Source organism: Streptomyces sp. NPDC004542 (assembly GCF_040610035.1).
Classification (GTDB): Bacteria; Actinomycetota; Actinomycetes; order Streptomycetales; family Streptomycetaceae; genus Streptomyces.
Map to the genome: position 1 here is coordinate 1 of NZ_JBEXLP010000148.1, position 10,303 is coordinate 10,303.

General features: G+C 62.2%; 10 protein-coding genes and 1 pseudogene. 7 read left to right on the forward strand and 4 right to left on the reverse strand.

The annotated features are described in order from the left end of the window. Positions 1–116 precede the first annotated feature (116 nt). Positions 117–476 (forward strand): transposase domain-containing protein, encoded by a 360-nt coding sequence (locus tag ABZX30_RS36810; RefSeq protein ID WP_355942435.1) that lies wholly within the window; start codon positions 117–119, stop codon positions 474–476. Here ABZX30_RS36810 and ABZX30_RS36815 read toward each other — a convergent pair. Further along, on the reverse strand, positions 440–664 hold the full coding sequence (locus ABZX30_RS36815; RefSeq protein WP_355942438.1) for a cold shock domain-containing protein: 225 nt from the start codon (positions 662–664) through the stop codon (positions 440–442). The genes ABZX30_RS36810 and ABZX30_RS36815 overlap by 37 nt on opposite strands. A 154-nt stretch (positions 665–818) precedes the next feature. Here ABZX30_RS36815 and ABZX30_RS36820 point away from each other — a divergent pair, with 154 nt between their 5' ends. Then, positions 819–1,124, forward strand: a complete 306-nt coding sequence (locus ABZX30_RS36820; RefSeq protein ID WP_355942458.1) for a type II toxin-antitoxin system RelE/ParE family toxin — start codon at positions 819–821, stop codon at positions 1,122–1,124. A 10-nt stretch (positions 1,125–1,134) separates the two neighbouring features. Further along, the gene (locus ABZX30_RS36825; RefSeq protein ID WP_355942440.1) at positions 1,135–1,485 is read left to right on the forward strand and encodes a helix-turn-helix transcriptional regulator; all 351 of its coding nucleotides are present in this window, start codon (positions 1,135–1,137) and stop codon (positions 1,483–1,485) included. Between the two features lie 380 nt (positions 1,486–1,865). On the opposite strand, the gene ABZX30_RS36830 is transcribed toward ABZX30_RS36825, so the two are convergent. Next, positions 1,866–2,432 (reverse strand): Uma2 family endonuclease, encoded by a 567-nt coding sequence (locus tag ABZX30_RS36830; RefSeq protein ID WP_355942443.1) that lies wholly within the window; start codon positions 2,430–2,432, stop codon positions 1,866–1,868. Between ABZX30_RS36830 and ABZX30_RS36835 the strand changes: the two genes are divergently transcribed. Further along, the gene (locus tag ABZX30_RS36835) at positions 2,431–2,814 is read left to right on the forward strand and encodes a hypothetical protein (RefSeq protein ID WP_355942446.1); all 384 of its coding nucleotides are present in this window, start codon (positions 2,431–2,433) and stop codon (positions 2,812–2,814) included. The two genes, ABZX30_RS36830 and ABZX30_RS36835, sit on opposite strands and share 2 nt — an antisense overlap. Before the next feature lie 54 nt (positions 2,815–2,868). Next, positions 2,869–4,131, forward strand: a pseudogene (locus tag ABZX30_RS36840) (site-specific integrase); the annotation flags it as partial. A 559-nt stretch (positions 4,132–4,690) separates the two neighbouring features. On the opposite strand, the gene ABZX30_RS36845 reads toward ABZX30_RS36840, so the two are convergent. Further along, a complete protein-coding gene (locus ABZX30_RS36845) occupies positions 4,691–5,116 on the reverse strand; it encodes a hypothetical protein (RefSeq protein WP_355942448.1) in 426 nt (141 codons plus the stop codon). A gap of 164 nt (positions 5,117–5,280) precedes the next feature. After that, the gene (locus tag ABZX30_RS36850) at positions 5,281–5,994 is read right to left on the reverse strand and encodes a hypothetical protein (RefSeq protein WP_355942450.1); all 714 of its coding nucleotides are present in this window, start codon (positions 5,992–5,994) and stop codon (positions 5,281–5,283) included. A gap of 458 nt (positions 5,995–6,452) precedes the next feature. On the opposite strand from ABZX30_RS36850, the gene ABZX30_RS36855 reads away from it, so the two are divergent. Then, on the forward strand, positions 6,453–7,499 hold the full coding sequence (locus ABZX30_RS36855) for an ATP-binding protein (RefSeq protein WP_355942452.1): 1,047 nt from the start codon (positions 6,453–6,455) through the stop codon (positions 7,497–7,499). Next, positions 7,496–9,964, forward strand: coding sequence for a S8 family peptidase (locus ABZX30_RS36860; protein ID WP_355942455.1), 2,469 nt, complete (start codon positions 7,496–7,498; stop codon positions 9,962–9,964). The genes ABZX30_RS36855 and ABZX30_RS36860 overlap by 4 nt, the downstream gene beginning before the upstream one ends. Positions 9,965–10,303 lie beyond the last annotated feature (339 nt).

Below are 10,303 nucleotides of genomic sequence, written 5' to 3' on the forward strand. Positions count from 1 at the left end.
CAGCAGGCACCGATCGCCTACGAACAGCAGTCAGCTACCCTGACACTCGCCGCATAGCAACACGAACAGGTGTCCACTCCTCGGGGACAAGGCCCGTAGTGACGTGGTTGTGGCACATGTTCGCGCCCGGATACGCCGGTGAATTGACGCAGGTCATTCCGACCGAGCTTGCGGGTGCGGTGTGGGAGGAGACCGGGACGCGCGAACGTCGGCTGAGCAGTCTCCCCTCGCGCGTCGGGGTGTACTTCGTGCTCGCGCTCGGGTTGTTCGAGCACCTGGGTGCCCGGCTGGTGTGGGGAGAACTCGTGGCCGGACTGGCCGCCGCGGTGCCGCAGACGTCGGAGCAGAATGTCGGTGCATGCCCCGGTAAAGCGGGCGGTGACACGGCGGACCGCTGGGGGCCGTGGTCGTGCGCTGTCGTTGATGTCAGGTGTGGATGTCAGGCATGCCGGGGCACGATGTTCACCGCGCGATAGTCGTACCCGTCCTGCTTGAAGCCGGGAGCTTCCCACTCGAGATCGACCTGCTGGCCGGGCAACAGGGTGCGGAAGCCGTTCATCCGGATCTCTGCGTAGTGGCCGAAGCAGCCGCCGGGCGTCTCGGGGGAGTCGAGCACGCCCCACCCTTCCTCGTCGCTCCACTCACGGACGGTCGCAGTCACCATGGGTAAAACCCTACTGGCTCCGTCTGCGACCGCACACGATCAGTGCTTGCCGACGCTTAAGTAAACCTTAAAGTCGGTGTTGGTGTCGAAGGGAGTCGTCTTGAGCTGGGCGATCAAGGTCACCTAGGAGTATGCGGAGTGGTTCAGGCTCCTGATCAAGGAGGATCTGGGCTCGGCCTCCCGGGTCGCGCAGGCTGTGGCCGCCCTGCGTGAGGCCGGACCGACTCTGGGACGTCCTCTCGTGGACCGGTTGAAGGGCTCGGAGCTGCATCATCTGAAGGAGCTGAGGCCGGGATCGGGTGGGCGCTCCGAAATCCGGATCATCTTTGCCTTCGACCCGACTCGCTCGGCCCTGCTGCTCCTCGGCGGTGACAAGGCCGGAAACTGGGAGCGCTGGTACCGCGACAACGTTCCGCTGGCCGAGCAGCTGTACCACGATTACGCCGGCGACGAGGACTGAAGGAGTAGCCATGCCCAAGAAGGCTGCGCAGGACTGGGAGACCTTGGAGCAGGAGTTGTACGCGGCCGGTGTGGAGCCCGCCGAGGTGGAAGCAGGGTCTCGTCGGCTTCTCGCCGAGGCGCGCGGCCACCAACTCGCCGAGGCACGCAAGCAGTCAGGGCTGGCCCAGCGGGATGTGGCGGCCCGGATGGGAGTCGGCGTCGCCCGAGTCTCCCAGATCGAACACGGCGAAGGGGCCACCCTGGACGTGATCGCACGCTATGTGGAGGCGCTCGGAGGGCGACTGGACCTGGTCGCGGACTTCGGCGACCACACCCTGCGCATGCCGGCCAGCAGCAATCCGGACAGCGCGGCGGCGTAGTCGTCGTCGGGTTGTGACTCGGATGAGATCGTGAGCACCCGGAGTCGAGGTAGCCGGGGTTTGCCGCTGGCTGCTCCTGCCCTGACCCGTACCGCGCCGGGCCAGGGGTGAGGTGCCTGATACGGCGAAGGGCCAGCCTGGGAGAAAACCCCTCCTGAGCTGGCCCTTCTCGCTGTGCCCCCGGCAGGATTCGAACCTGCGACACCCGCTTTAGGAGTGGGATCGAATCCTTGCCGGAGGGTGCTCGACGCTGCCGCGCGGTGTTGTTTCCCCTGGTCAGAACCGCGTGGCGAGCCACTTGATCCGGCTGATGCCGCCTTGTATTGGACCGTCGGCTCACGCATCGCTCACGCGCTGCCGGCTGCTGATCAGCGTGTGGGTCAGATCTGGCCGAGGTCGATCTCCACCGGGAAGGGGGCCGCCACCTTGAGGACGCCGGTGAACACGTCTCCGTCCCGGTAGGTCTTCGTCGCGGGGTCGAGAACGTAGGTGTACACGAGAGGAACGCCTGTCGCGGCCTGCTCGATCCGCCAGTAGAAGCCGATTCCTGCCTTGGCGTACTGGTCGACCTTCACGATCCGGTCGGTGGTCTCCGAGCCTGGCGACACCACCTCCGCTACCAGCAGCACGTGCTCCGGACGGGTCGGAGTGATGTCGATCGTGTCCGCGCGGTACACGACGACGTCCGGGCGGCGATTGGTGAGCGGGACGTCCTGAAGCCGGACGTCGAAGTCCGTGTCGGCGTTCCACTCCGGGCCCGAGGCGGCGTCCAGGGCGTTCGCCAGAATCCGGGCCAGCCGGTTGTGCCGCTTGGACGCGCTCGGACTCACGACGACCATCCCGTCCACGATCTCGATACCGGCGCACTGCTCCTCGGACCAGGACTCGTAATCCTCTGCCGTGATCTGCTCATGCATCCACGCCGGGGCCACCATCTCGGCCGTCATGAAGCACCTCCCGGACACTGTGCTGCGGGCCCGATCCCGCTGGATCCAGCGTACTGTCTGCCGTCCGTCCGGCACGCTGATCCAGCTCACGCCCCCTTCCCGCGCGGCTACACGGTGCTGCTACCGGATCCGGCGCTGTCCACCGGCTACGGGGCAACGCAAGCAGGAGCGCGGTCGGGGCCAGTTCGGCGGGCAGCCCTACCGTGATCTCGTCGAGGACAAGGCCTGGATCGGCAGCAACGCGGTGGTCCTGCCCGTAGTCCGCATCGGATACGGGTCGGTCATCGGCGCCGGCAGCGTCGTAAGCCGCAGCATTCCCTCGTTGACCGACGCTGCACGCATCTGCCGGTCGGCGGGTCGTGGATGTATCTGGCGACGGTGATCGGCATGCACTCGCGACGGTCATGGGCTGGTCGCTCGCCGAGCACAGGCGAGCCGGAAGAGCGCCATCAGTCGCGACGAGAGCAACATCCGGGTGCACCTCAAACCACGGATCGGGCACTACAGGCTCGACCGCCTCCGGGTCGCCCACCTGTCGGAGATGTTCGAAGCTATAGCCGAGGCCAACGTCGAGATCGCCGAAGGCAACGCGGCCCGCCGCAAGACGTTCGAGGACCTCGCCCAGATCCCCTGGAAGGGCCGTGAGCCCCGCGCCCGCCGCAAGGCGATGAAGGCGGCCATCGCTGACATGGAGCCCTACCGCCGCATCGTCGGACCGGCCACACGCCGGCGCGTCCGCTCCACCCTGCGGGCCGCACTCAACGCCGCGATCGCTCAGCAGCTCATCACCTTCAACCCGGCCGCCCACGTCGAGTTGGAGGCGGGCAAGCGACCCAAGGCCCTCGTATGGACCGAGGAACGCATCCTCTATTGGAAGCGCACCGGCGAGAAGCCGTCATCGGTGATGGTCTGGACGCCGGAGCACACCGGCCTCTTCCTCGACCACGTCGCGGAGGACCGCCTGTACGCGCTGTTCCACCTGATCGCGTTCCGCGGGCTGCGGCGGGGCGAGGCGTGCGGGCAGAAGTGGACCGACACCAACCTGGACGCCGGTCTCATCACCGTTGCCAAGCAACTCGTCGTGGACGGCTGGGAGGTGTACGAGGACGACCCTAAGACCGATGCCGGCGCGCGGACCATCGCGCTCGACTCCGACACGGTCCAGGCCCTCAGGCGGCACCGCGCCCAGCAGGACAAGGACCGTAAGGAGTGGGAGAACGCCTGGGTGGAGACCGGCCGCGTCTTCACCAAGGAGAACGGCGAGTTGCTCCACCCCGCCAACGTCACCCGACGGTTCATCGAGCTGTACGAGGAGATCGACCTCCCGCCGGTCCGGCTCCACGACCTCCGCCACGGTGCCGCGACCCTCGCCCACGCGGCCGGGGCCGACCTGAAGGACATCCAGGAGATGCTCGGCCACTCCTCGATCACCATCACGGCCGACACGTACACGAGCCTGCCCCCCGAAGCGGACCTGGCGATCGCCGAGGCCGCAGCCCGGCTCGTCCCGCGCGCCCGCGCCACCGCCGAGAACACCGCCTCCGAAGCGGAGCCCGAGCCCGACGGCACGGAGCATCCCGGCCCGGAGTCCGTGCCGGATGATGCTGATCCGTTGGGCGAGATTTCGGAGATCAACTCTCCGTCCGCTCACGCACCGCTCACGCAAACGGCCCCGGACGAGGAGCCCGAGGCCGAATAGAGCCCCTCCCCAGGGAAGAAACCCCAGGTCAGAGCGGCAATGCGTTGTGCCCCCGGCAGGATTCGAACCTGCGACACCCGCTTTAGGAGTTCGATCTAACCCCGGCCTGGTCAAGCCTCGCCTCGTGCGGCGGTGCTGTCCGCGACCGTTGTGTGTCGTTCTTATCTGAGGTCGTTGATGTCAGCGGTTGATGTCAGCGGAACAGCTCCGGCACCGGACACGCTTCCAAAGGCTCATGCGGCCGATCGGCCCAGCGCCACCAGACATGCCTACCAGTACACCTCCACAGCGTCCGACACGTCCGCCGGCCATCGTCCCCCCGCTTGGAGAGGACGATGCCGCCGGACTTCATGGGCTGACTGCACTCGGGACACGCCGGGGCGTCGTCGGTCATGCGGCGCACCCTAACGGAGCGACCGCTTCGTCCCGAAGCAACTTCGGTGGTGATGCTGTCTGGGGCTGGTGTGGCTCCCACCTGCGCTCATGGTTCACAGACGTTCGCGGTTGCTCGCCGGTGTTCGTGGGCGTTGTCACGCCGTTAGCCACTCAGGTCTGCCGCTCAAGCCAGGGACGGCCTTGCCCCGTGGCGTTCGTAAAGCCGTCGCACCTGCTTGATCCAGAAGCTGTCCTTCTCGTCCTTCGACGCGCTCATGGGGAGGAGTTGAAGCTCCTTGGCGAGCTGGTAGAAGCCGGGGCCGGCATCGTTGGCGGTCAGGTAGTTGACGAGAGCCGACAGCATCAGCGGGGGATCAGACGGTGCGATCTGCTGGTCTCGCTCCACGATCAGACCGAGCAGATGTCCCATAGCGGCTCGTTCGTCGGCACGCTCAAAGTCGAAGGGTCGACAGCCAGTTCGCCTGGCCAAGGTGACGTTGAGCTCGGTGTACGAAGTGAGCTTGCCCAACTTCGCCCGCTCAACGAGGAACTCGCGCCCTGAATCCACCAGACTGCGCCACTCGCTGTCCTCGCGACCATATGCAGACATCCCGCCCCCTGTGCGTCGTACTGGTCCATGCGAACGTACCTTGCTGGCCGAACGCTCACAATCGATCGAGGGACTTGCCGAGCTTCCACCCGTCGTTTGTCTCATCGGTCGATACACCCCGGCTCAGAACGGTCAGCCCAGCATGCCTAAGCCGACGAGCATCACTACTTCTCAGAACCAGGCTTCCCGCAGCTGGCGGAGGTTGTGACGGTAGCCAACTTCGCAGGGTCTAGTCGGATGGCCGGTTTGTTCTCCCGTAGCAGAACCAACCGATGCCGTGACTGTTTCAGGTTAATCCCGCAATAGCTAGTTCCATCCGTGTCCTTAACTATCACAACAGGAGGATCTTGAGTGGCTTGCGGCGCGTAAGATTGGACGGCAACTGCCCCGAGATAAAACGGGATAATGGCTACCGCCAAGCGGCGACTACGTATGAGATTAGTGTTGGCTATGGAAGCGGCTTTAAGTGATTCCTCCTTGTAGCGTGGTCCACTGGCAATCATTTTCACGGCTGACCCTTGGGCCGCCATCGCCGCAAAAATCACGCTTGACAGAGCGAGTAGCAATGACAGCGCGGCGAGAAGCCCAACCAGCAACTTATCGGGCCAAAAATCTCGCAGAGCCGCTAGGTCGCTAGGCCCGCGCACTACTGTTAGCGTCGTCAGAATCCCTGTGATGACGAGGATCGTTGCTCCCCAACGTTCCGCGGAACGTTGGACGTCTGCAAGGCCGTTGAACCTTGCTTCCTCTGCAAGACGAGCCCAGCGCAGGTCTTCAGGAGTGGCTGGCGTTGAGGCTGGACCCAGCTCAAAGTCCTCAACGTCATAATTACTTAGGTCCAGCTCGCCACTTCGTTCAGCTCGGCTGAAGAATTTCATCGCCTGACCTTCAGATTGAGTATCACGTTAGTGACTGCGCCACATCCGTGTTCTCCTTCGGGCCGGCCCATGTGCTCCTGTTGGCACGCGCAGTAAACGGTGTGCTGCACGGGAGTTGCTGTCATCGAGTTGCCCGCAGACTGTCCGGTGATGGCACGACCAGGCGTGACGGTCGCTGGTGTCAGCGGTATTGTGGCCGTGAATTCATGCATGCAGCGAGGGCAGTTGCCTGTGAGAATCAGGACTCCATCGCCTTTAGACTTCTTGAAGGCGGTTCCGATAACAGCGGCATTCAGTTGCTCAGAGTCAGCAATAACGTAAGGTACTGCTCGCTCGTTCATACGGTAGCGGCCTCTCGATGGTGGGCACCCAGTGTGCTATGTATGCGCGCGGGGTAGGGTAGCGCCGAGGAGGGCAGGTCCACAGGTCAACAGCGGTGATCCGCTTGGAGGAACGTGGTGGCAGCCAGCGAGCAGGCGGAGAAGCTGTGGATGGATGAGGACGAAGAGTTGACGTCTGGTCTGGCGCGAAGGGTGGATCGGTCCAGGCGCGAGCGTGAAGAGGCAGCCCGCGCGCTCGGGGACAGTAGGCGGCCGAGGGAGAGGATGGCTCCTGAGATTGACGACGTGAGGGACAGCCTCGCGGCCGCCCTGGAACGTGCTTCTACTGGCGGACGATCACAGCGGCCACTTTCAGCAAAAATGGTCGGTCCTGTACCGGTTAGTGACGAAGAGGTCCCGCTGCTCGACGTGCGTGAGTCGGTCACGAGCTTCGATGATCTTGTGCTCACAGTGGAGACGCGCAACATCTGTACCGAGATCGTACGTGAACACAGGAATAAGAGCCGTTTGGCCAGCTATGGACTGCGCCCCCGCCGCAGGCTTTTGCTGGCTGGGCCAAGCGGGACGGGTAAGACCCGTACTGCCGAGGCCCTCGCCCACGCTCTTGGCGTGCCAATTGTCAAGGTGAAACTATCTGCGGTTGTTTCGTCATACCTGGGGCAAACCGCTCGACATATCGAACGGATTCTAGATTTCGCGTCACGGGGCTCCTGGGTCGTGAGTTTTGATGAATTCGACATGCTGGCCTCAGGCAGAGAAGATTCAGATCACGGCGAGATGCGCCGCGTGGCGACCGTACTTCTCCAGCAACTTGAGACTTATTCGTCGGACAACCTCGTGGTTGCGACGACGAACCATGCCGATTTGCTCGACAGCGCCGTCTGGCGACGGTTCGACGAAGTGCTGGTTTATCGAAAGCCAACACAAAAGCAAATTGCTCATCTTCTCAAGCTGAAACTCAGGCGCATTAATTACCAGATAAATCAGGAAGAGGCAGCCAAGGCTTTGGCTGGCTTGAGTCATGCTCAGGTTGAAGCAGTCTGCCTAGACGCGATGAGAGTCGCTGTCCTAAGTGGCGAAGAATTTGTATCAACGGATGATTTGCTGCGAAGTGCCGCATCGCGCAAGCGTCGATTCAAGGAGGCCGGACAATCTCTGGGGTGATTCCACTCCCTGGGTTCGACGAGGGGGGACAGCCGCATATTGTTGTGGAGCGGGTCCAGCTCGACGGCTCTCGGCGTAAGGTGCCACGCGGCTTCGGTGGTGGCCGCAACTTCGGTGACCGCAAAAAGCATGCTGATGACCTAAACGACGACGTTGACTTCGTGCTCACGGACGTCGCTGCACGCACGCCGGTGCTGGGAATCGATCCAAGACTTATTCTCGTCGTCGAGACGGTGGCGTCTTCACAATCCATTGCAGAGGAAGCCAATTGGCAGCGTTCTGGCCTCCGCATTGTGGACACGAGCAGCACCAAGAGAGTCGTCGCTTTTAGCGACGACCCATCGATGTCGTTGTTCTTGACGCGCCTGGAAGCATACGCTCAAGAGCCGAAGAACGGTCAGGCGTCTGCAACGCACGAGGCTTTTTTCGATAATATCGATAACGTGAGACCGTATGGCCCGCAAGACCGGGTCGGCGAGGAGTTGCGAACCGCTCTGCGCCAGGCTGACCGAGACGATGAGCTAACCGTCGATGTAGAGGTCTGGTATCCGGGCGATATAGCTACCGCTGACTCGTGGATAACGGCAATTAGTGAAGCTGTTAGCGCTGCCGGCGGCGTGACGCATGACCACTTCTCCAGTGAAGCCTCCGGGCTGGCGCTCATGAGGATATCCGCGAGGGTGGACATCGTCAGGCAGTTGCTCCGCGTAGACCTGATAGCCAAGGTCGAAGTGCTCCCCGCCTCGTTGAGCATAAACGCCAGCCCCAGTGAAATCAGCGCTGATGTGATCGCTGACCTCCCGTTACCGGACGATGCCTCGCCGCAGGTCGGCATCATTGACAGTGGCGTGGTGGCTAATCACCCGCTGCTCCGCGGCTGTGTCGTGGAGGCAGTGTCAACAAGCACCTGGATCGAAGATGGTGCTGATAGACACGGTCATGGAACGGCAGTCGCAAGCATACTCGCACGCGGTTCTCTGGATGGTCAGATATCGTCCGGTGACTGGGATGCCCCGCCGTTTCGGATCATGTCAGTGCGGGTGTTGGACGAGAACGCACAGATTCCTCCGTACCGCCTTGCCGAACGAGAATTGACGGATGCGGCGATTTATCTGGCGCAACAAGGTGTGAGAGTTATTAACCTCAGCCTGGGTGACCTCAATGGCTTGATCGTGGGAAACCGGGCCCCGTCTATCGCCGCTCTGTTGGATGCACTGTCTCGCAGTCTGAACGTTGTGTTCGTTGTTCCCACGGGGAATGTAGCTCCGCGCGAATATGCTGGACAGTTCGACGAAGCTCTAGCTGTCGACTATCCGCTTCGGATGTTGGATAGCCCGAATGCGAGGCTCCTCGATCCGGCTCCGGCAGCTACGGCACTAACTGTAGGCAGCTTGGTGTCGCCACCGAAGCCGCTCCCGTTGGGCACCACCCCGTTGGGGAAGGTTGGGTGGCCTTCACCCGTCTCACGCATCGGGTTTGGCATTGGTGATGCGATCAAACCTGAACTCTGCGCGCCAGCGGGGACACTGGGGCAGGATCAGGAGACACACGCACTTCTAGAACCCGACGAGTTGCAAGTGGCTGTAGCAGATGGTCGCCTTAACAGCACTGGTGTAATCACGCATGACTACGGTTCGAGCCTGGCAGCTCCACATGTCTCCCGGGTCGCTGCTCTAGTTGCGGCGAAGTATCCCAAGGCATCCGGGAATCTGATTCGAGCATTGACGTTGCAATCAGCTAATCCGGTTTCTGTGGATTTCCTGGCTACGTCATCCGAGTTCACTGAAGGTGCTGCTGCAACAGAAGGGCGCCGCTTTGTAGGATACGGTCATGCATCATCTTTGCGTAGCGCAGAAAGTGCTATACGTGACACGGTCCTGATCAGCGAGTCCGAGATCCCGGTTGATGGCGTCCACCTCTATGCTGTGCCGGTTCCAGAAGCGTTTTTTACTCGTAAACGGGCATCGCGGGGAATGGCCGTAACCCTCAGCTTTGACCCGCTAGTTCGCGCTCGGAGAATGGACTATATGTCAACTCGTCTCAAATTCGAGGTTGTGCGCGGATTGCCTGCCGACGAGGTGATTGAAATGTTCCTATCTGAAGCGGAGGACACCGCAGCTGGTAAGCGCGTGAAGATTCCCAACCGGCGCGGGTTGAAAGTCTCTGAAATCCCAACTCAGAAGCGAATAGCTATGGAGCCTTCACAGACCATACGGTATCTGGGCGCCAATCAACTTGCGCGAAAAACTTGGCAAAACTCATTGCCTCGTTTCAATAATTTCCCCAATGATTTTTTTGTTGTAGTGCAAAGCCTTAATCGGTGGGCTCCGCCGACATCCATGCAGCCTTATGCACTCACGGTGCGGCTTTGGGTGGATGAGAAACTTCCTCCCATCTACGAGGAAGTGCGTACGAAGGTGAGTACTGCTCGCATCCGAGCTCGCGGCCGAGCGCAAACCCGGTGAGGGCAGGTTGTCAGTCACCGAGGCCGGGAAATGGGGGCTACATCCCCGAGCGGTTGGTGTAGCGGCTTTGGGCTGGAGCTGCTTTGGCGCGAGTGATCATGGCCCCGTAAGCTTCCGGCGCGTCGGGCAGTCTGTGGACCTGCCCGGTAAAGCACGACGTTGGGGCCATGATCTTCGAGGCTCGCGCCAAAGTGGCTGCCTAAAGCCGCGGAGCCGACCGCCCCAGCCACGACGTACCCCTTCTCTAGTGCCGCATCAGGCAATGTTTGCCCTGTCGACGACCGCGCGTAGGCGCCGGTCGTCGGCGTGGCGGTTCCGCCAGATGATGTAGCGGCGGAT

Coding starts and splice junctions, on each gene's coding strand:
- ABZX30_RS36810 (WP_355942435.1), top strand. CDS start 117: ATGTTCGCGCCCGGATACGCCGGTGAATTGACGCAGGTCATTCCGACC.
- ABZX30_RS36815 (WP_355942438.1), bottom strand. CDS start 664: ATGGTGACTGCGACCGTCCGTGAGTGGAGCGACGAGGAAGGGTGGGGC.
- ABZX30_RS36825 (WP_355942440.1), top strand. CDS start 1,135: ATGCCCAAGAAGGCTGCGCAGGACTGGGAGACCTTGGAGCAGGAGTTG.
- ABZX30_RS36835 (WP_355942446.1), top strand. CDS start 2,431: ATGAAGCACCTCCCGGACACTGTGCTGCGGGCCCGATCCCGCTGGATC.
- ABZX30_RS36830 (WP_355942443.1), bottom strand. CDS start 2,432: ATGACGGCCGAGATGGTGGCCCCGGCGTGGATGCATGAGCAGATCACG.
- ABZX30_RS36845 (WP_355942448.1), bottom strand. CDS start 5,116: ATGTCTGCATATGGTCGCGAGGACAGCGAGTGGCGCAGTCTGGTGGAT.
- ABZX30_RS36850 (WP_355942450.1), bottom strand. CDS start 5,994: ATGAAATTCTTCAGCCGAGCTGAACGAAGTGGCGAGCTGGACCTAAGT.